The 22,013-nt window shown below is 69.3% G+C and carries 21 protein-coding genes; 11 read left to right on the top strand and 10 right to left on the bottom strand.

Annotated elements, in window-relative coordinates; translation table 11 throughout:
• Nucleotides 1-49: 49 nt before the first annotated feature.
• Nucleotides 50-454, bottom strand: coding sequence for a universal stress protein (locus AB0E63_RS19665; RefSeq protein WP_360367748.1), 405 nt, complete (start codon nt 452-454; stop codon nt 50-52).
• A 373-nt stretch (nt 455-827) separates the two neighbouring features.
• Here AB0E63_RS19665 and AB0E63_RS19660 point away from each other — a divergent pair, with 373 nt between their 5' ends.
• Nucleotides 828-1,673 (top strand): LLM class flavin-dependent oxidoreductase, encoded by an 846-nt coding sequence (locus tag AB0E63_RS19660; RefSeq protein WP_360367745.1) that lies wholly within the window; start codon nt 828-830, stop codon nt 1,671-1,673.
• Between the two features lie 152 nt (nt 1,674-1,825).
• Nucleotides 1,826-2,548 carry a hypothetical protein gene (locus AB0E63_RS19655; RefSeq protein ID WP_360367742.1) on the top strand — a complete coding sequence of 241 codons (723 nt, stop codon included), beginning with the start codon at nt 1,826-1,828 and terminating at the stop codon, nt 2,546-2,548.
• A 4-nt stretch (nt 2,549-2,552) separates the two neighbouring features.
• On the opposite strand, the gene AB0E63_RS19650 is transcribed toward AB0E63_RS19655, so the two are convergent.
• The 3 genes from AB0E63_RS19650 to AB0E63_RS19640 are packed head-to-tail and all read right to left on the bottom strand — an operon-like array spanning nt 2,553 to nt 5,846.
• Complete coding sequence (locus AB0E63_RS19650; protein ID WP_360367739.1) at nt 2,553-4,157, bottom strand: AMP-binding protein; 1,605 nt, start codon at nt 4,155-4,157, stop codon at nt 2,553-2,555.
• Nucleotides 4,154-5,041 carry an SDR family NAD(P)-dependent oxidoreductase gene (locus AB0E63_RS19645; protein WP_360367736.1) on the bottom strand — a complete coding sequence of 296 codons (888 nt, stop codon included), beginning with the start codon at nt 5,039-5,041 and terminating at the stop codon, nt 4,154-4,156. Before AB0E63_RS19645 ends, AB0E63_RS19650 begins: the two co-directional genes overlap by 4 nt.
• Nucleotides 5,042-5,051: 10 nt before the next feature.
• Nucleotides 5,052-5,846 carry an alpha/beta hydrolase gene (locus AB0E63_RS19640; protein WP_360367733.1) on the bottom strand — a complete coding sequence of 265 codons (795 nt, stop codon included), beginning with the start codon at nt 5,844-5,846 and terminating at the stop codon, nt 5,052-5,054.
• 88 nt (nt 5,847-5,934) lie between these two features.
• Between AB0E63_RS19640 and AB0E63_RS19635 the strand changes: the two genes are divergently transcribed.
• A complete protein-coding gene (locus AB0E63_RS19635) occupies nt 5,935-7,062 on the top strand; it encodes a Xaa-Pro peptidase family protein (RefSeq protein WP_360367731.1) in 1,128 nt (375 codons plus the stop codon).
• A gap of 24 nt (nt 7,063-7,086) precedes the next feature.
• Here the strand turns inward: AB0E63_RS19635 and AB0E63_RS19630 are convergent, their stop codons facing one another.
• Nucleotides 7,087-8,079, bottom strand: a complete 993-nt coding sequence (locus AB0E63_RS19630; RefSeq protein ID WP_360367728.1) for a helix-turn-helix domain-containing protein — start codon at nt 8,077-8,079, stop codon at nt 7,087-7,089.
• Between the two features lie 70 nt (nt 8,080-8,149).
• Here AB0E63_RS19630 and AB0E63_RS19625 point away from each other — a divergent pair, with 70 nt between their 5' ends.
• From AB0E63_RS19625 to AB0E63_RS19615, 3 genes are all read left to right on the top strand, one after another.
• Entirely contained in the window at nt 8,150-9,424 is a 1,275-nt protein-coding gene (locus AB0E63_RS19625) for an MFS transporter (RefSeq protein ID WP_360367725.1), read from the top strand.
• Between the two features lie 46 nt (nt 9,425-9,470).
• Entirely contained in the window at nt 9,471-9,950 is a 480-nt protein-coding gene (soxR, locus tag AB0E63_RS19620) for a redox-sensitive transcriptional activator SoxR (RefSeq protein ID WP_360367722.1), read from the top strand.
• A gap of 119 nt (nt 9,951-10,069) precedes the next feature.
• Nucleotides 10,070-12,196: a DEAD/DEAH box helicase gene (locus AB0E63_RS19615; protein ID WP_360367719.1), complete on the top strand. Its 2,127-nt coding sequence runs from the start codon at nt 10,070-10,072 to the stop codon at nt 12,194-12,196.
• On the opposite strand, the gene AB0E63_RS19610 is transcribed toward AB0E63_RS19615, so the two are convergent.
• Nucleotides 12,197-12,982 (bottom strand): metalloregulator ArsR/SmtB family transcription factor, encoded by a 786-nt coding sequence (locus tag AB0E63_RS19610; RefSeq protein ID WP_360367716.1) that lies wholly within the window; start codon nt 12,980-12,982, stop codon nt 12,197-12,199.
• Between the two features lie 107 nt (nt 12,983-13,089).
• Here AB0E63_RS19610 and AB0E63_RS19605 point away from each other — a divergent pair, with 107 nt between their 5' ends.
• The 3 genes from AB0E63_RS19605 to AB0E63_RS19595 are packed head-to-tail and all read left to right on the top strand — an operon-like array spanning nt 13,090 to nt 15,347.
• Nucleotides 13,090-13,884 carry a GNAT family N-acetyltransferase gene (locus AB0E63_RS19605; RefSeq protein ID WP_360367713.1) on the top strand — a complete coding sequence of 265 codons (795 nt, stop codon included), beginning with the start codon at nt 13,090-13,092 and terminating at the stop codon, nt 13,882-13,884.
• A 19-nt stretch (nt 13,885-13,903) separates the two neighbouring features.
• Nucleotides 13,904-14,644 carry an SDR family oxidoreductase gene (locus AB0E63_RS19600; RefSeq protein ID WP_360367710.1) on the top strand — a complete coding sequence of 247 codons (741 nt, stop codon included), beginning with the start codon at nt 13,904-13,906 and terminating at the stop codon, nt 14,642-14,644.
• A 4-nt stretch (nt 14,645-14,648) separates the two neighbouring features.
• Nucleotides 14,649-15,347 carry a TioE family transcriptional regulator gene (locus AB0E63_RS19595; RefSeq protein WP_360367707.1) on the top strand — a complete coding sequence of 233 codons (699 nt, stop codon included), beginning with the start codon at nt 14,649-14,651 and terminating at the stop codon, nt 15,345-15,347.
• Here AB0E63_RS19595 and AB0E63_RS19590 read toward each other — a convergent pair.
• Nucleotides 15,334-16,890, bottom strand: coding sequence for an adenylate/guanylate cyclase domain-containing protein (locus AB0E63_RS19590; RefSeq protein WP_360367704.1), 1,557 nt, complete (start codon nt 16,888-16,890; stop codon nt 15,334-15,336). The two genes, AB0E63_RS19595 and AB0E63_RS19590, sit on opposite strands and share 14 nt — an antisense overlap.
• Nucleotides 16,891-17,045: 155 nt before the next feature.
• On the opposite strand from AB0E63_RS19590, the gene AB0E63_RS19585 reads away from it, so the two are divergent.
• Nucleotides 17,046-18,812 carry a M1 family metallopeptidase gene (locus tag AB0E63_RS19585; RefSeq protein ID WP_360367702.1) on the top strand — a complete coding sequence of 589 codons (1,767 nt, stop codon included), beginning with the start codon at nt 17,046-17,048 and terminating at the stop codon, nt 18,810-18,812.
• Between the two features lie 5 nt (nt 18,813-18,817).
• On the opposite strand, the gene AB0E63_RS19580 is transcribed toward AB0E63_RS19585, so the two are convergent.
• Complete coding sequence (locus AB0E63_RS19580) at nt 18,818-19,081, bottom strand: hypothetical protein (RefSeq protein WP_360367699.1); 264 nt, start codon at nt 19,079-19,081, stop codon at nt 18,818-18,820.
• Between the two features lie 38 nt (nt 19,082-19,119).
• Nucleotides 19,120-19,428 (bottom strand): GNAT family N-acetyltransferase, encoded by a 309-nt coding sequence (locus tag AB0E63_RS19575; protein WP_360367696.1) that lies wholly within the window; start codon nt 19,426-19,428, stop codon nt 19,120-19,122.
• 90 nt (nt 19,429-19,518) lie between these two features.
• On the opposite strand from AB0E63_RS19575, the gene AB0E63_RS19570 reads away from it, so the two are divergent.
• A complete protein-coding gene (locus tag AB0E63_RS19570; RefSeq protein ID WP_360367693.1) occupies nt 19,519-20,205 on the top strand; it encodes a GntR family transcriptional regulator in 687 nt (228 codons plus the stop codon).
• Here AB0E63_RS19570 and AB0E63_RS19565 read toward each other — a convergent pair.
• Nucleotides 20,202-21,959 (bottom strand): gamma-glutamyltransferase family protein, encoded by a 1,758-nt coding sequence (locus tag AB0E63_RS19565; RefSeq protein WP_360367690.1) that lies wholly within the window; start codon nt 21,957-21,959, stop codon nt 20,202-20,204. The genes AB0E63_RS19570 and AB0E63_RS19565 overlap by 4 nt on opposite strands.
• Nucleotides 21,960-22,013 lie beyond the last annotated feature (54 nt).

Genomic DNA, 22,013 nt, shown 5'->3' with positions numbered 1-22,013 from the left:
TCGCCGGACCCCTCGCCAGCAGCCACCGCGTAGCTGGCGAGCGGGGCGGCTACTCGTGTGCGGACGGAGCCTTGACGGCGAGGACTGGGACGGGGGACTCCAGGAGGACGCGTTGGGCGGTGCTGCCGAGGATCAGTTTGCCGACAGGGCTCCGGCGACGCAGACCGAGGACGATCAGGCCGACATCTTCGGCGGCAGCTGCTTTGAGAAGTTCACCAGCTACGTCGCCGCCGGAGACCGCCTGCTGCACCGACACCTCGACACCGTGCTCGCGCAGCCTGGCCTCAGCGGCGGCCAACTCATCGGCGTCGGCGTACCGAGCGTCGATGTAGGCATCACCACGACTGGTGTTCAGCAGCAGAACAGACGCCCCACGCAGCCCGGCCTCCGCAGCCGCCGCAGTAAGCGCGGCCTCACCCTCGGGAGTTGGCACATAACCGACCAAGATCTTCACGCTTTCACTCTCCCATCACTCGCCAACCCCACACGCCGCACCCGGACCGGCGTCCCACCCACCGGTACACGCCCGCATAGCCGCCTCCACCAAGACCGCTGACCACTCCACCCCGGACCTGCACCACTCACTCACCAGTACCCGCTGACCACTCCACCCCGGACCTGCACCACTCACTCACCAGTACCCGCCGACCACTCGATGCCGGGCTTGCACCACTCACCAACCAACCTACGGACGGGTAGCTCACGCTCGACCACCTCGCGGCCGCGGTCAGGCACCCGGCTTGGTGAGTGGCACAGGTCCGGCCTGGCGCTCGCCTGACCTACGCCTGCGACCCGCTGGCCCCCTCAGAGCGGTTAGGGTCGGGCGCATGGTCGAACTGCAGGTGGTTCTGCCGGACGAGTCGGCAGCCATGGCTCCCGAACGGTTGGTCGAGCTCGCCGTCGCGGCCGAGGAACTCGGGTATGGCACGGCGTGGTTGCCGGATCATCTGTTGCCGCCGGGTGAGTTCGGCTCGACGTACGGCGGTGTTTACGAGCCGCTGGTGACCATCGGGTTTCTGGCAGCGCGAACGACGCGGATCCGGTTTGGCACCTCCGTGTTGGTGCTGCCGATGCGCAACCCGTACGTCGTCGCCAAGCAGGCCGCGACGTTGCACCGGTTGTCCGGTGAGCGCGTCGTCCTCGGAGTCGGCGCCGGGTGGGAGGCGACCGAGTTCGCCGCGGTGGGTGCGTCCTTCGAGGATCGCGGCCGGCGGACGGACGAGTGCCTCGGGATCATTCGAGGCTTGTTCTCCGGCGAGGATCTGGGCGGTGTGTTCGAGCCGAAGTTGCGCGCGCCGCTTCCGATCATGATCGGCGGTACGACGGTCCCCGCGTTGCGCCGTGCCGCGCGCTTCGGTGACGAGTGGCAAGGCCTCGGCCTGGACGCGGCCGGGTTCGCCGCAGCCGTCACCCGCCTCCGCGCGGAGGCAGCCGAGCCTGGCGGCCCAGGCCAGCCGGACCACACGGGCCGATCGGACCACACGGGACGATCGGGGCGCGCGGTGCGGGTTGGGACGCGGCTGGACTGGTCCGGCGGGGATCCTGGGCCGGTCGTGCGGTCGGCCTACGAGCTTGCTGAAGCCGGCGCCGACACCCTGGCGATCTACTTCGGCGACGAGCACGATTACCTGGCCCGAATGACCCGCTTCCACACCCTCTTCAAGCCCAACTGAACCCGCCGCACATCCCATTCCCGGGCGGCCGAGCCCCGCTCCGCAGCCGTTTACGGTGGGATCTGGCACAGTCGGGGGTTGGCGAGGTCTTGAGGCTGGGGCGAAACGGTTCTGTTCTGGAGGGAGCGGTGGCGTCTTCAAAGAGGAGAAGCATGAAGCACCTTGCCATCCTGGGGAGTGCGGTAGCGACTGTCGCGTTGTTCGTCGGCATGGCTGTTCCACTGCGCGGCGGTCAGGACCGGGGTGTTGTTCCGGCACGGGCCGACTTCGGCTCCGGGACGTTGGGTAATTGGCCGACGATGTCGCACGGCATCGTGGGCAACTGGTCGACGGCGGAGGTCGGGCTGATCGGCGATTCCGTCACCACGCGGTGCTACCGATCGCTGGCAACGCTGGTGGCGCGAGCGGGCAGCACGCTCGCGGTCAACTACTGGTCGGGACGTCCTGCGACTCCGGCCGTCGACTGGCTGTTGGCCCAGCCGAGGACTCCGAGAGTTCTGCTGGTGCAGTCAGGTCCGAGCGACATCTTTGATCCACCTGCGGTCACCGCGCAGGTCGTCCGCCTGAAGGCCGGCCTCCCGATCGGCACCAGACTGCTCTGGTCGGACGTGCAGGTCGCCCGTACCCGCTACGCCCCAGCCGTCCAGCTGGCGGACCAGCGGAACTCTCTGTGGGTCAACAACCAGCTGCGGGAGAACCTCCCGAAGTCCCAGATCATCCCGTGGTCGTCGTGGTTCTCCTCGAGTCCCGGACGCGTCCCGTACTACCTCCAGGACGGAGTGCACCCGTGGGCCACGGCAGGCACGGGTCACGGCGACGGGTGCGCGTTCTGGGCCGCGGCGATGATGTCTGCCGCGGCGAGTGCGATCAGGTGACACGTCACTGGGGACTGAGCCTGCTCCGGAGGACCTTGCCGGTGGCGTTGCGGGGGAAGTCGTCGAGGATGACGATCTGGCGAGGTGTCTTGTAGCGGGCGAGGTTGGCGCGGACGTGGGCGATCAGTTCGTCCTCGGTGACCGGCTCGTGGAGTACGACGTACGCGACGAGGCGCTGGCCGAATTCGTCGTCGGGGACCCCGGTGACGACTGCCTCGGCGACTGCGGGGTGGGTGGCGAGGCATTCCTCGACCTCGACCGGGTACACGTTCTCGCCGCCGGAGACGATCATGTCGTCCTCGCGGCCGTCGACGAAGAGGTGGCCGGCTTGGTCCAGGTGGCCGAGGTCGCCGGTGCTCATCCGGCCGTCGACGACGGTCTTGCTGGAGCCGTCGGAGTAGCCGCCGAAGACCAGGCCGCCACCGGCGAAGATGCGGCCGGTCTCGCCGACGGGCATCGGTCGGTCGGCGTCGTCGAGGATCCGGATCGAGCTGCCGAGGCAGGGCCGGCCGACCGTGCCGGGCGCCGCGATCAGGTCGGCCGAGGTGGCGATCGTGGCGATGCCGACCTCGCTGGATCCGTACGCGTCACACAACACAGGCCCGAACCGTTCGATGAACCGCTCGGCGAGCGGCGCGCCCAGTGCGGATGCGCCGGAGATGACCGCGCGCAGCGAACGTAGGTCGTGCTCCGCGATCGCCGTCGGCCCGAGGTCGAGCATCCGGCGCAGCATCACCGGTACGGCGACGATCGCGCCGGCGCGGGTTGCTTCGGCGTCGGCGAGCACTGTGGCTGGGTCGAACTTCGGCCGCAGTACGAGCGGTGAACCGAGGAACAGCGCGAGCATCGAGGTCAGCAGACCGAGGCCGTGGAACAGCGGCGGGCAGATGATCATCGGCTCACCTGACCGCAGACCGAACCGGCTGAGCGCGCTCGCCGTCAGACCGGCCAGACCGAGCGCGGTCGGCACGCGCGGCGCGGCCTTCGGGGTACCGGTCGTACCGGAGGTGAGGATCGTGATGTGGCCGGGGGATTCCGGCGGTGGTGCCGGAGACGCTGTTGATCCGGCCAGTTCGTTGCGGTCCGAGAGGACGGCCAGGATGCCGGGTGGGGGAGTGAACTCGGCGTCGTGGATGAGGAGGTCGGGGCGGTGTCGGTCGAGGACGGCCTGCAGTTGCGGGGGAGCGAACTCGGTGTTCACGAAGAGGACGTCGGCACCGATCCGGGAGGCGGAGAGTGTTGCCTCCAGGAAGCCGCGGTGGTTTCGGCACAGAACTGCGACCTTGCTGCCGGCAACGATCTGGTAGCGGTCGTGGAGGCCGGCAGCGATGCGCTCGCAGCGGCGGTCGAGCTCGGCGTACGTGATCTCGTCCGGCCCCGAGATGACCGCGGCGCGATCGGGATAGCGGATCGCCGCGATCGCCCCGAGGGCGGCCATCGACTGGCCCCAGGTGCGCAGTGCCCGCTCGATGCCGATCAGATGTCCCGGCCGCGCCGGCCGCCAAACACCGGACTTGATCAGCGCGAGCGATACCCCGCCGACCTCGGCCGCGCCCTGCACCAACCACTCCGGCGGCCGCATCGGCCTGATCGGACGCACGGTCCTCATGGCTTGCCTCGCTTGGTGCGACCCCCAGTACGGCGGAAGTACTGCTCGAGCAACCTGTCCGTCGGGACGCGCAACAGGTTGCCCAGGGCATCGGCCGGGCGAACCATCGGTGGGGTGATGTTGTGCGGCCGCTCGGCGACCGCCGTACAGACCTGGTCGGCGGCCTGCTCCGGTGTGAGCCCGGGCATCTTGTTCAGCAACGGGGTCGGCTCGCTCATCCGCGTGTGCACCAGCCCCATATAGACGGTCGACGTGGTCACACCGTCGCCCCGGATCTCCTGCGCGATGCAACGCAGCCAAACGTCGAACGCGCCCTTCGACGCTAGGTACGCCGACCAGCGCGCCATCGGCGGGGTCCGGACACCGGCCGTGGAGACATTCACGATGTGGCCGGAGCCGCGGTCGCGCATCGACGGAAGCAGCTCGAGTACGAGCTTGGCCGGGCCGAGGTAGTTGACCGCATTCGTTCGCTCGATGTCGTGGAAGCGCTGGTACGAGTCCGCGATCGACCGCCGGATGGACTTGCCGGCGTTGCTCACCAGTACGTCGACCCGCCCGTGCTCGGCCAGCACCGTGCGAACCAGCTCCTCGACCGCCGCCGGCTCAGCCAGGTTCGCCGGATAGACGTACGCCGTACCGCCCGCCTCCCGGATCTCGCCGGCCACGACCTCCAACTGATCCGCGGTCCGAGCCACGAGCAAGACCGTCGCCCCGGCCCGAGCGAGCCGCCGCGCGGTCGCCTCGCCGATCCCGTACGACGAACCGGTCACCAGGATCACCTGGTCCCGGACGGCCGCGGCCAGCCGTTCGTCGGAGATCCGGGCGCGCCCGTTGGTCAGCGCGACAAGCAAAGGCCACCCGATCGGACGCTTCCCAGTCACCATGCGCCAGATATTACCCGCTGGTAGCCGCGGATGGCAGGCGTTGCAGCCATTCGCGGACCAGGGCGCCGAACAACTCGGGCTGCTCGAGCTGCAGGGTGTGCCCGGCAACGTCGAGAGCGGCGAAGGTGGCGCGAGGGTAGTGCGGCAGCAGCGCGTACTGGTCCGCGTAACCGGTCACCGAGTCTTGTCGGCCACACACGATCAGCGTTGGTCCGGTGTAGACAGGTCCGCTCTCCGGCCCGATCGACAACGTCCAGTTCTGCTGGATGCGGTCGAGCGCCTTCGTATCGGCGGCGGCGAGGCCAGGCGCCACGTCGGACCGATACGCCGCCAGGGCGGCCGCTGTCTGGACCACGGCGAGATCGGTGAAGTCCTCGCCCTCGGTGAGTGACTCGAGCACGCCCGGCTCGGTGCGCAGGACAACGTGTTCGGGCAGGGTCCGCTCACTGTGGATCAGTTCGCCGACAGGGCAGATCAGGCCGAGGCCGAGGATCTGCTCCGGTCGCTCCGCGATCAGCCCACGCGCGAGGTAGCCGCCGTACGACTCGCCGATCACGATGAACGGCTCGGCGCCGATCTCCTCGTCGATGAACTCGCGGACGGCTGCCTGGATGCCGTCGGAGCTGTCGATATCGCCCGCCGGGCTCTGGCCCATGCCGGGGAGGTCGGGGTAGAGCCGCCGGTATCCGGGCAGCTTGGCGAAGATCGGCTCCAGGCAGCCGGTCATCAAGCGGTGGTCGGGGGTCCAGCCGTGCAGCGCGAGTACCGGAACGCCGTCGCCGTAGGACACGTGGTGCAGTGTCATCGTGATCGCCTTTCGCCGAGCCTGATCCAAGCTGGATCCAAGCCGGACCAGTTGTAGCAAGCCCCACCGACAGTCTTAGAGTCGCCTCATGTCGAGTCGCACACCGCAAGGTCCCGCCCCCGAAGCCTCCGTCCTCAAGGCCCGCCTGGAGCGCGCCCGTGAGGCCGCTGCCGGCACCGGTTTGCTGATCGCGCCGGGTTCTGACCTGCGCTACCTGATCGGCCAGGCGGGTGGCTCGTTCGAGCGGCTCACCGCGTTGGTCATCCCGGCCGACGGTCCGGTGGCCCTCGTCGTACCGAAGCTCGAGGCGCCTGGATTCACCGGCTCGCCACTCGAAGAGCTGGGTGTCGACGTCGTCACCTGGGTCGACGGCGACGACGCGTACGGCGTGGCCGCGGATCGGCTGCGTGGCGCGGAACGGGTCGCGGTCAGCGACTTCACCCCGGCACTGCACGTGCTCGCGTTGCGGGACGCGTTGCCGAAGGTCGAGCAGGTGCTGGCAGGCCCGATCGTCCGCGAATTGCGGATGCGGAAGGACGCGGCTGAGCTCGATGCGCTGCGGAAGGCCGGTGCCGCGATCGACCGCGTGCACGCGCGCGTTGGCGAGTGGCTGCGGCCCGGCCGGACCGAGGCCGAGGTCGGCGCCGACATCGCCGCTGCGATCGTCGAGGAAGGCCACGTGCTGGCCGACTTCGTCATCGTCGGCAGCGGCCCGAACGGCGCGAGCCCGCACCACGCGGTGTCCGACCGGGTGATCGAGGCGGGCGACGTGGTGGTCGTCGACATCGGCGGACCCGTTGCCGAGGGCTACAACTCGGACTCGACCCGGACGTACGCCGTCGGCGCACCACGGGACGCGGATGTCGCCGCGACGTACGCCGTACTGCAGCAGGCGCAGCAAGCGGCGGTGGACGCGGTCCGGCCGGGAGTGTCGGCGGAGTCGATCGACGCGGCGGCGCGGGAGGTGATCACGGCGGCCGGGTTCGGCGACCTGTTTATCCACAGGACCGGACATGGGATCGGGCTCGACGTGCACGAAGAGCCGTACATTGTCAGCGGGAACGGGTTGCCGCTCGAGCCGGGGATGGCGTTCAGCATCGAGCCGGGGATCTACCAGCCGGGGCGCTGGGGTGCGCGGATCGAGGACATCGTGGTCGTCACGGCGGACGGCGTCGAGTCGATGAACAACCGGCCGCACCACCTGGTCGTGCTCTGACCTCAGCCCGCCACACGGCAGTGGTCAGCCCGCGCGAAAGGTCTTGCGGTAGGCGAGGGGAGAGACCCCGAGCTCGGAACGGAGGTGATGACGCAGGGAAGCAGCAGTGCCAAGGCCCGCCAACTCGGCGACGCGATCGACGGACAGGTCGGTCGTCTCCAGCAGATGGCACGCGTGCCGTACGCGTTGCTGCAGCAGCCACGTGCCCGGCGATTGTCCGGTCTCGGCTTTGAAACGCCGGCTGAACGTACGCACGCTCATCTGCGCCTGCGCGGCCAGCGTCGGCAGGCTGAGCTCGTCACCGAGCCGCTCGAGCGCCCACGCTCGCGTCGGCGCCGTACCTTCGCTGCCTTCCTCCGGTACGACGCGCTCGATGAATTGTGACTGCCCGCCGTCGCGCCACGGCGCCACGACGCAGTGCCGTGCGGCCCGGTTCGCGACCTCGCTGCCGAAGTCGCGGCGGATCAGGTGCAGGCAGAGGTCCACGCCCGCCGCGAGCCCGGCGGAGGTGAGGATGTCGCCGTCGTCGATGAACAGGCGGTTCTCGTCGAGGTTCACCTGTGGATAGACGCTGCGGAACAGTTCGGCGCGCTCCCAGTGGGTGGTCGCCGGCCGATCGTCGAGCAGTCCGGCCGCGCCGAGGACGAACGCGCCCGTGCAGATCGACGCGATCCGGGTGCCGGGCCGGATGGTCGCGAACGCCTCGGCCAGGTCGTCCGGCAGCGTGCCTTCGTAGCGGGGCTTGGCGATGTAGGTGCCCGGGATGATCACGGTGTCCGCCTCGGCGAGGACCTCGGGGCCGTAATCCGGGATGAGGTTGAACCCGGCGCCGGCCCGGACCGGCTGCCCGGTCTCGAGCCCGCAGATCCGGACGTCGTACAGCTGGGTGCCGTCCGCCTTCGTGGCCGCACCGAGCACGGTCGGCGGAATGGTCAGGTCGAACCCGACCACCGGTTCGAGGGCCAGCACCGCGACGACGTGCGGACCGACCGAGCTCAGGTGACGTTTGGCAGCCATGGCCATATCTTGACACATGATGGCGTTCCGGCCACTGTTTCGACGGTGATCGAACTGGCAATCTTGCCGGGTGACGCAGATTCTGGAGACGAAGAAGACTGCCCGGGTCCATCTGGCCTGGGCAGTCGCCGCAGTAGGGTTCGTGACGCTGATCGGGGCGGCCGGCTTCCGGTCGGTGCCGGGTGTGCTGCTGGATCCGCTGCACGACGAGTTCGGGTGGTCGCATGCGACGATCTCGTCGGCGGTGTCGATCAACCTGCTGCTCTACGGCTTGATCTCGCCGTTCGCCGCCGCTCTGATGGACCGGCTGGGTCTGCGCCGGGTGGTGAGCGGAGCGCTGGTTCTCATCGCGCTCGGCAGTGGGCTGACCGTCTTCATGACCTCGTCCTGGCAACTGCTGCTGTGCTGGGGTCTGCTGGTCGGCATCGGTACCGGATCGATGTCCATGACGTTCGTCGCGACGATCACCGGCCGTTGGTTCGTCCACCGCCGCGGTCTGGTCACGGGGATCCTGACGGCGGCCGGTGCGACCGGTCAGCTCATCTTCCTGCCCCTCATCGCGAGTCTGGCCGGTCACTACGGCTGGCGTGTCCCGGCGCTCGTCGCGGCCGGCTCGGCGTTGGCCGTCGTACCGCTGGTGCTGTTCTTCCTGCGGGACTACCCGAGTGATGTCGGACTGCGCGCGTACGGCGCTCCCGAGGGCAGCACAGCCGGGCAGCGGGTCGAGTCGACCGGCAGTAGCGCGCTGCGGGCGCTGAACGCGCTGCGGACCGCAATGCGGCGTCCGGCGTTCTGGCTGTTGGCGGGTGGGTTCGCTATCTGCGGTGCGTCGACGAACGGGCTGATCGGTACGCACTTCGTCACCGCTGCGCACGACCATGGCATGCCCGCCACGACTGCGGCGTCGTTGCTCGCGTTGGTCGGTGTGTTCGATGTCGGCGGAACGATCGTGTCCGGATGGCTGACGGACCGGTGGGATCCGCGCTACCTGTTGATCGCCTACTACACGCTGCGTGGGCTCTCGCTGCTGGTGCTGCCTTCGCTGCTCGGTCCGACGGCTCAGCCGAGCGTCTGGGTGTTCATCATCTTCTACGGGCTGGACTGGGTTGCGACCGTGCCGCCGACCGTGGCGCTGTGCCGGGAGTGGTTCGGAGTGGACGGGCCGATCGTGTTCGGGTGGGTGTTCGCCTCCCACCAGATCGGTGCGGCTCTGGCTGCGACGGGTGCCGGCTGGATCCGGGACGCGCAAGGCAGCTACAACCTCGCCTGGTACCTGGCCGGCGGACTGTGCGCGGCGGCCGCGCTGATGTCCGCGAGCATCGGGCGCCGACTCGTGACCGCCTGAGCCCGTCCGCTAGCCTCGATCTAGGTTGAGGTTGGAGGGATGAGCGATGGACATCGAGCCGGGTGAGTTGACAGTCGGACAGCTGTCGCAGCGCAGTGGCGTGGCGATCTCGGCTCTGCACTTCTACGAGCGGCAGAACCTGATTCTCAGCCGCCGTACGTCGGGCAACCAGCGCCGGTACAAGCGGGACACGCTCCGTCGGGTCGCGTTGATCCGGATCGCGCAACGGGTCGGGATCCCGCTCGCCGAGGTGGCCGCGATCCTGGCGTTGCTCCCCGAGAACCGGACGCCGACGCGCGCGGACTGGGAACGCATCTCCGAGTGCTGGCAGGCCGAGCTCGACCGGCGGATCCTGCATCTGGAACAGCTGCGCGACGACTTCAAGGACTGCGTCGGCTGCGGCTGCCTGTCCCTCGACCGCTGCGCTCTCGCCAACCCGTACGACGCTCTCGCGGCGAAGGGCCCCGGTCCGCAGCGACTGGTGACCCCCGACGGCGAACCGTGTCACCCCGGGAAGTGCGCCTGACCACCAGCGGCGTGAATTGCTCCTCGAGCAGCCGGCGTCGAGGGTCGGGGCGGGGTGGTTTTCCACAGGGTGGGGGTTGGCGTCAGCGGACTGGGGGTGCGGGCGTCTAGGGTTTCGGCATGGCTGACACCAGCGGAACGCTCACTCTGACCGAAGCTCGCGCCGGGATCGCGGGCGGCGTGATCCAGGCGATCGCGGGGGAGAGCGCGCGGCTGCGAGCCGATCAGGAGACTGCCGTCGCGGCCCTGTGTGAGGCGGCCGCGCGGGTTCTGGTCGTGCAGGCCACCGGGTGGGGGAAGTCGGCGGTCTATTGGGCGGCGACTGCGATCAGACGAGCCGAGGGAGCCGGTCCGACACTGGTGGTGTCGCCGTTGCTGTCGTTGATGCGTGATCAGGTCGCGGCCGCGAGCCGCGCCGGCCTGCGCGCTGCCACGCTGAACTCGAACAACATCGACGAGTGGTCGGGTATCGAACACGACCTGCGTTCCGGTGCGATCGACGTACTGCTGGTGTCACCGGAGCGGCTCGCGAACCCCGGCTTCGGGCGGCGGGTGCTTGATGGGCTGGCTGGGCAGGTCGGGCTGCTGGTGATCGACGAGGCGCACGCGGTGTCGGACTGGGGACATGACTTCCGGCCGGACTACCGGCGGGTGTCCGACGTTCTTCAGCAGCTCAACCCGAAGACTCCGGTCCTCGCGACCACCGCGACGGCGAACTCGCGGGTGACTGAAGACGTCGCGCATCAACTGGGGGAGTCGACTCTGGTACTGCGCGGGCCGTTGGCGCGATCGAGTCTGCAGTTGGCGGTGGTCGATGCATTGTCGCCACTGGATCGGTTCGCCTGGGTGGTCGATCACCTGCCGAAGTTGCCGGGCTCGGGGATCGTCTACACGCTGACCGTGGCCGATGCGCAGCGGCTCGCGGCGGTGATTCAGGAGGTGCACGGTCGCGACGTACCGGTCGCTGCGTACACGGGTGGTTTGGACGCTGGGGAGCGGGAGAGCCTCGAGGACGCACTGCGAGCCAATCAGTTGAAGGCACTCATCGCTACGTCGGCGCTGGGGATGGGCTACGACAAGCCGGATCTCGGGTTCGTGGTGCATGTCGGGTCGCCGCCGTCACCGGTGTCGTACTACCAGCAGGTCGGGCGTGCCGGGCGAGGTATCGATCACGCGGTGGTGGCGTTGCTGCCGTCGGACGCTGACGCTGGAGTGTGGGACTACTTCGCGACTGCGACGATCCCCGTGCCGGAGAACGTCCAGCGGTTGCTGCGCGGGCTGGAGGGCTACGGGCCGGATCAGCCGGCGACCGTTCCGGCGCTGGAGGCCGAGACCGGACTGCGTCGTACGCGCGTCGAACTGATGCTGAAGCAGTTGGCGGTGGACGGAGTCGTCGACCGGGTCGAGCGTGGCTGGGTGCGGACCGGGGCGGAGTGGACCTTCGACGCGGCGCACTACGACGGGATCGTCGCGGTCCGCCGCCGCGAGGCCGACATCATGCGCGCGTACACCCGCGGCGACCGTTGCCTCATGCAACTTCTGCAGGAGTCACTCGACGATCCTTCCGCCGAGCCGTGCGGCCGGTGTTCGGTCTGCCTGGGCGAGTTGCCGGATCCGTTGGCGGCGCGCCCCGATCCGGAGACGGTCGGGACGATCACGCGACTACTGCGTGGCGAGGTGCACGTGCTCGAGACGCGCAAGATGTGGCCCGGTGGCGCATTCGGCGCGCGAGGGAAGATCCCTGCCGGGCTCTCGGCCGAGCCCGGCCGGATCATCGTGTACGCCGACGCTCCCGAGTGGCGCGAGGTCCTGGAAGCTGCCTTCAACGGAACGCCTACGGATGACGCGGTCGAAGCCCTGAGGGCCGGTGCCGTCGCGGCCCTCTCCCGCTGGCGTGGATCGTGGTCCGGCCGCCCCGAGGTCATCGTTCCGCTGCCGGCTGCCGGTCACCGCGAGCTGACGTCCGCGATCGCGGACCACGTCGCCACCGTCGGGCGCCTGGACCGGGCGGAGTTGACAGTCGACCGCAGCGGCTTCACCGACGACCTGTCCTCCGCAGAGGAAGCCAGAGTCTGGCGCGACGGCCTGTCGGTAGACGGCACCACCGCCCAGGCCGTCACCGCCCGCACCGTCCTCCTACTCGTCGACGCGAGCTCCTCCCAGTGGCCGGTCACGGTAGCTGCCGCCAAACTCCGCGAAGCCGGCGCCGCAGCCGTCCTCCCCCTCCTCATCCACAAGCGCCCGTAGTCACTTCACCGCAAGCTCGGTTTCGACGAAGGACTTGAGATCGGAGATGAGCCGGATCCAGCCGTCGCTGATCATGGCGCGGATGGCGCTGCCTGGTTCGAAACCGGTGTGGATGACGGTGAGTTTGACCTGGTCGTCGACCGGCTCGAGCTCGAAGGTCGCCCTGGACAGCGGCTCGCGGCTGGTCTGCTGGTAAAGGTCGTCGTCCATCCCGACCGCCTTCGCGAACTCCGGCGTGATGTGGTGCCAGGTGAACGACAGCCGCGTGTACGGCTCGTGCTCGAGCACCACCTGGCCCGGCCCGGCCATCGCCACCTCACCCAGGTGCCACACCATCTCCGAGCCGGGCTTCCAGTCGGTCTCGTGCTGCACGTGCCAGTACTGCTCGGTGAACTTCGGGTCGGTCAGCGCCTGCCACAGCCGCTCCGGCGTGGTCCTGATGTAGGTCGTGTAGACGAAGTCGTTGTCGCTCATGGTTTCGGCCTCCAAAGCCGTTTTGAGATCGGCGAACAGCTGGACCCGCCGACGGTCGTACTGATGGATCCAGCGGTCCGCGATGGCGTTGATCGGCTCGGCGTTGAGGTGGTGCAGCTTCTCCCGGCCGCGCCACACGGTGGTGACGAGGTTCGCGGCCTCGAGCACGGTGAGGTGTTTGCTCACCGACTGCCGGGCCATGTCCAGACCGGCGCAGAGCTCTCGCAGCGTCTGCCCGTTGCGCGTGTTCAGCATGTCGAGCAGTTGCCGGCGGCTCGGGTCGGCCAGGGCGCGAAACACCTCGTCGTCCATCCCGCTCCGATCGGTTCATGCAGCCGTCTGGCTGCATGAACACATTAGGCAGCCAAAAGGCTGCATGTCAACCGGAATGCGATTGACGGATCCGCGAGGATGGCAGCGTGGAGATCAAGAGCCTCGGATACCGGACCGACCTGTTGCTGCTGGAGCTCAGCGGGAGCGTGTTCGAAGACCGCGGCGAGTACGTCGTGGTGCGGACGCCGGACAACCCGGGCTTCTGGTGGGGGAACTTCCTGCTCTACCGCACGCCGTTCGCGCCCGGTGACACGAAGGCCCGCACGGAGACCTTCCGCCAGGAGTTTCCGGACGCCGAGCATGTTGCGCTGGGCATCGACAGTGTGGACGCGGAGATCGGCGCCGAGGACGAGCTGATCGCGGCCGGCTTCGACGTCGATCGGAGCGTGGTGATGACCGCGAGCGAGGTCGTCGCACCACGCCGGCCCAACGAGGAAGCGACGTACCGGCTGCTGAGTAGTGACGACGACTGGGAGCAGCTGGTCCAGCAGAGCCTGGCAACGGCGACGATGACGGTCGACGAGGACTACGTGCTGTTCACCCGGCGGAAGCTGGCGGCGAAGCGCGCGCTGGTGGAGGCCGGGCACGGGACGTGGTTCGGGGCGTTCGACGGTGACCGGTTGCAGAGCTCGCTCGGGCTGATGTTCGACGGCAAGGGGCTGGCGCGGTTCCAGAACGTGCAGACCTCGCTGGAGGATCGCGACCGGGGGCTCGCGAGCACGCTCGTCCACCGCGCGTCGACGTACGGGCTGACCGAGGGCGGGGCGCGGACGCTGGTAATGGTCGCGGACCCGGAGTACCTCGCGATCCGGATCTATCGCGCGCTCGGATTCGACGACACCGAGACCCAGCTGGGGTTCGCGCTGCCGCCTGCCTCCTGAGACATGACAGGGTAGGGGCATGACTGAGAGTGGGGTCGTGCTGGTCACGGGAGGGAGCCGGGGGATCGGTGCCGCGTCCGCGGTGGCGCTCGCGGCGGACGGATGGGACGTCGCGGTCAACTACCGGACCCGGGCCGATGAGGCCGCGCGCGTGGTGAAGGCCTGTGAGCAGCTCGGGCAGCGGGCGATCGCGGTCCAGGCCGACGTGGTCGACGCCGACCAGATCGAGCGGCTCTTCGACACCGTCACCGCCGAGCTCGGGCCGATCGGTGCCGTGATCAACAACGCCGGCATCGTGTCGCCGGCCGGCCGGGTCGCGGAATACGACGCCGAGCGGCTGGACCGCGTGTTCCGGATGAACTCGATCAGCGCCTTTCTGGTCGCCGGTGCCGCGGTACGCCGGATGTCCACGGCGTACGGCGGATCCGGCGGAGTGATCGTCAACGTGTCGTCACGCGCGGCCGTGCTCGGCTCAGCCGGCGAGTACGTCGACTACGCGGCCAGCAAGGCGGCCGTCGATGCCCTCACCATCGGCCTGGCCAACGAGGTCGCCAAGGAGGGCATCCGCGTACTCGGCGTCCGCCCAGGCCTGATCGAGACCGACATCCACGAACCGGGCCGGCTCGACCGCATGGGTACGACGCCACCGCTCGCCCGCCCTGGCAAGGCCGAAGAGGTTGCCGAGGTGATCGCGTTCCTCGCCTCCGATCGGTCGTCGTACATGACCGGCACCACCGTCGACGTCTCCGGCGGACGCTAAAGCCATGGGACTACGGCCGGTTGATCTGGCGCGGCGGGCAGCCGTCTCGACGCAGCTCGTGCGGAACTACGAGGCGGCCGGGATCCTGCCGCCCGCGCCGCGATCCGACACCGGCTACCGGCAGTACGGCCCGGAGCATCTGTCCGCGCTGCTGACGTATCGCGCGTTGGCGCCGGGCTTCGGCGCGGAGACCGCCACGGAGATCATGCGGGCCGTGCACAACGGCGACGAACCGCTGGCCTACCGGCTGGTCGACGCGGCCCATGCCGCCCTGCACGAGCAGCGGCTGGCGACCGATGCCGCGAGTGAGGCGCTCGGCGCGATGGCCGCCGAGTATGTCGACGAGTCGCCGGCGAACGGGCCCTCGCTGCTGGTGGGGGAGTTGGCGCACCGCTTGGGCGTCCGCACGTCGGCGCTGCGGGTCTGGGAAGCCGCGGGGTTGCTGGCGCCGACGCGGGAGCCGGGGACGAAATACCGGCGGTACGGTCCGGAGCAGGTGCGGGATGCGCGAGTCATTCACATGCTGCGGCAAGGGCGGTACTACTTCGAGCAGATCAAGCCGGTGCTCGACGGACTTCGCCGTACCGGGAGCACTGAGGCCTTGCGAGACGCGATCGCGGAGCGCCGCGCCGCCCACGACCGTCAGACCAGGGCGATGCTGCACGGAGCAGCACTCCTGTATCAGTTGATCACTGAGGGATAGCGAGATGGGTCGGCGCCGAGCGGCCGCGGACCGTGACCTGATCGCCGGGCTGCCAGCAGTCGGCCTCCGCCGGGGCTGACTCCTCGACGGCCGTCATCGAAGCGATCAGCCGGCCGGGCACGGACTTGGCCAGCTCACTGAGCCTGGCGGCTTCGTTCACCGGGTCGCCGATCACCGTGTACTCGTGCCGCCGTACGTCGCCGACCGTGCCGGCGACCACGATCCCGGCCGTCACGCCGATCCCGGCCGTTGCCTCCGGCAACTCCTCGGCCAGCCGCCGGGCCAGCTCCCGGCCCGCGCAGAGAGCGCGCCCTGCCGCGTCCGGCAGTTCGGCCGGTGCACCGAAGACGGCCAGCGCCGCGTCGCCGGCGAACTTGTTCACAAAGCCTCCCTGCTGGTCCACCTCGTCGACCACGATCTCGAAGAAGCGGTTGAGCAACTGGACCACCTCGGCCGGCGGTCGTTCCACCGCGATCTCGGTCGACCCGACCAGGTCGACGAACAGGACCGCGACGAATCGCTCCTCGCCGCCGAGCTGATCGCTGGTGAGCGCTTCCTGAACGACGTCCGCACCGACGTACCGCCCAAAGACGTCGCGGATCCGCTCGCGCTCCCGGAGACCCTCGGCCATCCGGTTGAAGCCCGCCTGCAGTGACCCGAGCTCCGTTCCGTCGAAGACCGGGATGCTCACGTCGAGCTGCCCTTCGCCGATCAGGCCCAAGGCGGTCCGCACCGAGCGGACCGGCGCGACCACGGACTTGGCCGACAGCATCGTCAGCAGCCAGCCGTTGCCCAATGCCACGATGCCCAGGGCAAGGATCACGACGGAGAGGCGCGTCGAGGAGACGTCCTTCTCGATCAGCGCGAGGACGGCGGCCAGCATCAGCCCGGCCACCGGCACACCAGAACCCACCGCCCAGAAGAACACCGTTCGCGCCTTCAGGCCGGCCGCGAGCAACCGGCGCGGCGGCGGTGCGTCGACCAGCGCCCGGGCCGCGACCGGGCGGAGCGCGAACTCGGTCAGGAGGTACGACACCGCGCAGGTGATGATCATGCCGTCGAAGACGGTGACCGCGATGCGCAGCGCGTTCTCCGGCTGCAGCACGACGGTCATGACCGTGAAGATCACCACGGCCCCGAGCCAGAGCAGGACCTCGATCAGCGTGAGCCGCAGTGGAAGCTGGAGGGTCGCGATCTGCTCCTGGCGAGTGGCCGGTCGTTCCTCCTCCACCCACCGCGTCACGCGCCGGGTCAGCCGCGTACTCCAGATGCAGCCGATCGCCACCGCGACGAAGAAGTACAGCGGGATGACGATCGCCTCGAACAGTTTGAGGTGGTCGAGCAGGGGAGGCCCGGGCAGCACGAACACCGCGAGCACGAACACGACCAGGGCACCGATCAGGTTGGTCCCGATCGAGAACGTCGTCATCAGCACCTGCAGCCGGAAGCGCAGGAGCCGTATGCTCTGGTCGGCCGGCCCGAGCAGCCATGACCCGAACGGCCGCCGCTTCAGCACCAGTTCGGGACTTCCCTGCGACATCATGGTCACAGTCTGCTAGCAGCCGCCCCTATTTTCGCAATCGGCGTCAGGATCAAAGCAGGGTTTTGGCACCATGGTGCGGCTGGCTCATTATGGCCGCCCGATCGGGCTGTGGCGTGGGTACTGTTCCCCGGACACCTTCACTCGGGGAGTTATCCGTGACGCACGATCGCCACTCCTACGCCGAACCTGCTCTGGTTCGGACGACCCATCTCGAGCTCGATGTCGAGCTCGACTTCAGCGCGAAGGTGCTGGCCGGGACCGCCACGCACACACTCGGCTGGACAGGGTCCGGTGACCGGCTCGTCCTGGACACCCGCGACCTGACCGTGCTGGCGGTCGAGGGCGCGACGGCCGACGGCTGGGAGCCCCTGGAGTACAGCCTGGCGGCGCCGGACAAGGAGCTCGGCTCGGCCCTGACCATCAGCACCGCTCTGCATGAGCGCGTGCGCGTCAACTACCGGACCGCTCCGACCGCGACCGGCCTGCAGTGGCTCGAGCCGTCGATGACGGCCGGTGGCGTGCTGCCGTTCATGTTCAGCCAGTCGCAGGCGATCCACGCACGCAGCTGGGTGCCGGTGCAGGACACTCCGGGCGTGCGGTTCAGCTACGCCGCCCACGTCACCGCTCCGCCCGAGCTGATGGTCCTGATGAGTGCCGACAACGGTACGACGTCCCGCCGGACCGGCTCGTACGACGTGGTGATGCCCGAGCCGATCCCGTCGTACCTGCTGGCCATCGCGGCCGGCGACCTGGTCTTCGAGCCGATCGGTGAGCGGTCCGGTGTGTGGGCCGAGCCGGAGATGGCCCGGCGCGCGGCGACCGAGTTCGCCGACACCGAAGAGATGATGCGGGTCACCGAGGAGCTCTTCGGACCGTACCGCTGGGGCCGCTACGACCTGCTCGTGCTGCCGCCGTCCTTCCCGTACGGCGGGATGGAGAACCCCCGGATGACGTTCGCGACGCCGACCGTGGTGATCGGGGACAAGTCCCTGGTCAGCGTCGTCGCGCACGAGCTCGCGCACAGCTGGTCGGGCAACCTGGTCACGCAGGACAGCTGGGACGACATCTGGCTGAACGAAGGCTTCACGTCGTACGTCGAGAACCGGATCGTCGAAGCGGTCTACGGCAGCGAGTTCGCGGTGATGGAAACGGCGATCAAGCAGCACGCGACGGTCGTGAAGCTGGACCCGCTGACGCCGGCCGAGCTGGCGGTCGAGCTGCCGGGGCTGAACCACCGGTCCGAGTACCACGGGAACACGGCGACCGGGCCGCTGAAGGGGTCGTGGTTCCTGTCCTGGCTGGAGGAGCGGTTCTCGCGCGAGGTGTTCGACCCGTTCCTGCGCGGGTACTTCGACCGGTTCGCGTTCCGCAGTATCAAGTCCGACGACTTCGTGGAGCACCTGCGGGAGCACCTGCTCGAGCCGCACCCAGGCGTCGTGACGGACGCCGAGCTGGCCGCGTGGCTGGACGAGCCCGGGATCCCGTCGTTCGCCCGCCGGGCGGTGTCGGAGCGCTTCCAGGTGGTCGACGGCGCCCGGAACCGGTGGCTGGCGACTGGCGAGCTTCCGGCCGGTGCGGAGGAGTGGACCACGCAGGAGTGGCTGCGGTTCCTGGACGCGGCCCCCGACGTACTCAGCCCGCTCCTGCTGCAGCAGCTCGACCGGGCCTTCGGCCTGACCGGTACGGCGAACGGCGAGATCGCCCGGCGGTGGTACCAGGTGGTCGCGGCCAGCAGCTACGAGGCGGCGTACGCCGAGCTCGCCGAGTTCCTCACCAACGTCGGCCGGATGAAGCTGGTCCTTCCGGTCTACCGGGCGCTCGCCGGCACAGACCGCGCTTTCGCCGCCGAGGTCTTCGCCAAGGCCCGCCCCGGCTACCACCCCATCACCACCGCGGCCGTCCAGAAGATCCTCGGCCAGTAGCTCTACTAGAGGTCGAGAGTGCGCCGGTGGACTGACTCGGTGGGCTCGTAACCGAGCTGGGCGTTCACGCGTCGCATCGGCGTGTTGGTGTCGACGGTGTCGGTGAGGAGACCGGCCAGGTCGGGGAAGTGGAGCCGGGCCTGGCGGATCTGCTCGGCCTTCATCCACAGGGCCAGGCCGTGCCCGCGGTGTTCCGGGAGTACGGCGGTGCCGTAGTGCTGGCCGTCGCCCTTGCCGTCACCGGGTACGACGAGTTCGGTGAAGCCCACGATTGCTCCGGTGGCGTCGTCGACGGCCGCGACCGTGGTCAGGTGCTCACCGCGAGGAACAGGTCAGCGGGGGAGCCCGCGGTCGCGTCGCCGAGCAGCGTGCGGACCTCGTGGTCGCGGGCCGCGTTGATGACCGCATCCAGCAGCTGAGAGCCCACACCTCGGCGGCGTTCGGCCGGGTGGACGTTCAGCTGGAGCTCGGCCAGATGCGACTGGGTCTCGCGACTGTTGAGTCGCAGGAAGGCGGATCCGACAGGGTTGCCGTCGGCGTCCGCGGCGAGCCAGGCGATCCGGCGGCTGAACGGCCGGAAGTCGGGATCCGTCAGGGGAGTCAGTCTGATGCTCAAGCCGTCAACATAGCTCTCGCCGGGATCACGTGCCGAGGCTCGGCCGATCGGCTACCGTGGCGCGAAGCCGAACGGGGAGAGGAGCATGGGGTGGAGCAACCGGGTTTGGGGGACGGCGTAGTGCGTACGATCGGTGCCGACCATGTGGCGTTGCGCGAGCAGGTACTCGCGGAGTTGCGCCGGCGCATCGTGGACGGCGACTACGCGCAAGGTGAGCGGCTGACCGAGACCCGCCTCGCGGACGACTTCGGGGTGTCGCGCAATCCGGTGCGGGAAGCGTTGCGCGTGGTCGAGGCCGAGGGCTTCGTTCAGATCCTGCCGCGCCGGGGTGCGGTGGTGGCGACGCTCGACGAGACCGCGGTGCGCGACCTGTTCGCCGTACGGGAACAGTTGGAGACGCTGGCCGGCGGGCTGGCGGCCGAGCGGGCGACCCCGGCCGACGTGGCCCGGTTGCGCCGGCTGCTCGACGAGGCGAGCGCCGCGACTGACGCGAAGGACTTCGACCGGGTCGCCGAGCTCAACAGCGCCTTCCACCGGGCGGTGATCGAGGTCAGCGGCAACCGCTGGCTGCTGTCGATCTCGGCCGCGATGTACCACCACGTCCACTGGGTCTTCCGCGTCGGCGCCGCCCAGCGCGCACCGCACTCGTGGGAGGAACACATCCGCCTGGTCGAGACCATCGAGGCCGGCGACCCAGCGGCTGCCACGATCGCCGCACGCGATCACGTGGCAGCCGCTGCCAAGGCCGCACTGAGCAGTCGGCCCGAAAGCGCCTAACGGCCGACGGCGTACCCCTGCATGCCGCGCGGGTTGGCCGCCGCGGCCAGCACCCCGTCCGGCTCCTTCCGTACGGCGCACAACCGGCCGAGACTCCACGCCTCGCCTTCGGTGACAACGTGCCCGCGGCGCGCCAGTTCATCGCGTACGGCGGCGCCGACCCGGCTCTCGATCACTAGACCACCCGGCTCGGTGGTGCGCGGGTAGAACGACGACGGGAAGCCGGTCGTGTGCCAAGCCGGCGCGTCGATGGCCTCTTGCAGATCCATCCCACTGCCGAGATGCCGCAGCAGGAAGAGCAGCTGCCACTGGTCCTGCTGGTCTCCACCCGGCGACCCACAGGCCATCACCGGCTGCCCGTCGCGCAGCACCAACGTCGGCGTCAGCGTGGTCCGCGGACGCCTGCCCGGCGCCAGTGAGGCCGGCAGGCCTTCCTCGAGCCAGAACATCTGTGCCCGGCTGCCAAGGCAGAACCCGAGCTCCGGGATCGTCGGCGACGACTGCAACCAGCCTCCACTCGGCGTGGCGGAGATGATGTTGCCCCACCGGTCGATCACGTCGACATGGCAGGTGTCGCCACGGGTCACGCCACCGGACGAGACGGTCGGCTCACCCGTGGTCGCGTCGCCGAGATCGTTGCCCACAGCAATCGACGGGAGGACGGGCCGGCGACCGTCCGGGTGCCCGGGCCGCAGCTCCAGGCTCGCGTCCGGGCCGATCAGCTTGGCGCGCTCGGCGGCGTACGCGGGGGAGAGCAGCGTCTTCAGCGGTACGTCGGCGCCGTCGCCGTACCAGGCCTCGCGGTCCGCGTACGACAGCTTCATCACCTCGACCGTCGTGTGCACGCCCTCGGCGCTGTCCAGGTCGACGTCACCCAGCTCCGACAGTACGGCGAGCGACTGCAGCAACCCTGGTCCCTGGCCCCACGGCCCGGTCTTGGCGACGGTGTACCCGTTCCAGTCGACCGTCGCCGGCTCCTCCCAGCTCGCCTGGAAGGCGGCCATGTCGTCGCCGGTGATGAGGCCTCCGTGGTTCTCGCCACTGGAGTCCCGGTGGGGTAGCCGCGAGAACTTGTCGACCGCCTCCGCGACGAACCCTTCCCGCCAGGTCTTCCGCGCCTGCTCGATCTGCACTTGCCGGTCCGCGCCGGCCGCCTCGCCCTCGGTCACGAGCTTCTCGAGGGTGGCGGCGTACGCCTCGTTGCGGAACCTGCCAGCCGGCGGACGACCGTCCTGCAACCACAGCGCGGCGGACGTCGGCCAGTGCTGCTCGAACAGCTCCTGCACGGTGCTGACCGTGTCACCGACGCGCGGCACGAGCGGGTGACCGTTGCGCGCGTAGTCGATGGCGAGTTCCAGTACGACGCGCAACGACAGAGTGCCGTGGTCACGCAGCAGGAGCAGCCAGGCGTCGACCGCTCCCGGCACGGTGGCCGCGAGCGGCCCGGAGCCGGGGACGAGCGTCAGACCGAGTGAGCGGTAGTGCTCGATCGTCGCACCGGCCGGGGCGACGCCCTGACCGCACAGCACGCGCGGTGTGGGGTCGTCGGCGGTGGCGACGATCGCCGGGACCTCACCACCGGGACCGTTGAGATGCGGTTCCACGACGTGCAGCACGAACCCGGCCGCAACGGCCGCGTCGAACGCGTTGCCGCCCAGCTCGAGAATCCGCATGGCCGACTGTGAGGCCAGCCAGTGCGTGGACGAGACCATCCCGAACGTGCCGCGCAACGTAGGCCGGGTGGTGAATGTCATGGGGCCTCCCGGCCTGGACTGAGGAGTGTAGGGAGCGTAGCGACTGGAACGACG

The organism is Kribbella sp. NPDC026596, assembly GCF_040638415.1.
Classification (GTDB): Bacteria; Actinomycetota; Actinomycetes; order Propionibacteriales; family Kribbellaceae; genus Kribbella.
This window is presented reverse-complemented; position numbering and strand designations above follow the sequence as displayed.

Coding starts and splice junctions, on each gene's coding strand:
- AB0E63_RS19660 (WP_360367745.1), top strand. CDS start 828: ATGGTCGAACTGCAGGTGGTTCTGCCGGACGAGTCGGCAGCCATGGCT.
- AB0E63_RS19655 (WP_360367742.1), top strand. CDS start 1,826: ATGAAGCACCTTGCCATCCTGGGGAGTGCGGTAGCGACTGTCGCGTTG.
- AB0E63_RS19650 (WP_360367739.1), bottom strand. CDS start 4,157: ATGAGGACCGTGCGTCCGATCAGGCCGATGCGGCCGCCGGAGTGGTTG.
- AB0E63_RS19645 (WP_360367736.1), bottom strand. CDS start 5,041: ATGGTGACTGGGAAGCGTCCGATCGGGTGGCCTTTGCTTGTCGCGCTG.
- AB0E63_RS19640 (WP_360367733.1), bottom strand. CDS start 5,846: ATGACACTGCACCACGTGTCCTACGGCGACGGCGTTCCGGTACTCGCG.
- AB0E63_RS19635 (WP_360367731.1), top strand. CDS start 5,935: ATGTCGAGTCGCACACCGCAAGGTCCCGCCCCCGAAGCCTCCGTCCTC.
- AB0E63_RS19630 (WP_360367728.1), bottom strand. CDS start 8,079: ATGGCTGCCAAACGTCACCTGAGCTCGGTCGGTCCGCACGTCGTCGCG.
- soxR (WP_360367722.1), top strand. CDS start 9,471: ATGGACATCGAGCCGGGTGAGTTGACAGTCGGACAGCTGTCGCAGCGC.
- AB0E63_RS19615 (WP_360367719.1), top strand. CDS start 10,070: ATGGCTGACACCAGCGGAACGCTCACTCTGACCGAAGCTCGCGCCGGG.
- AB0E63_RS19610 (WP_360367716.1), bottom strand. CDS start 12,982: ATGGACGACGAGGTGTTTCGCGCCCTGGCCGACCCGAGCCGCCGGCAA.
- AB0E63_RS19600 (WP_360367710.1), top strand. CDS start 13,904: ATGACTGAGAGTGGGGTCGTGCTGGTCACGGGAGGGAGCCGGGGGATC.
- AB0E63_RS19595 (WP_360367707.1), top strand. CDS start 14,649: ATGGGACTACGGCCGGTTGATCTGGCGCGGCGGGCAGCCGTCTCGACG.
- AB0E63_RS19590 (WP_360367704.1), bottom strand. CDS start 16,890: ATGATGTCGCAGGGAAGTCCCGAACTGGTGCTGAAGCGGCGGCCGTTC.
- AB0E63_RS19565 (WP_360367690.1), bottom strand. CDS start 21,959: ATGACATTCACCACCCGGCCTACGTTGCGCGGCACGTTCGGGATGGTC.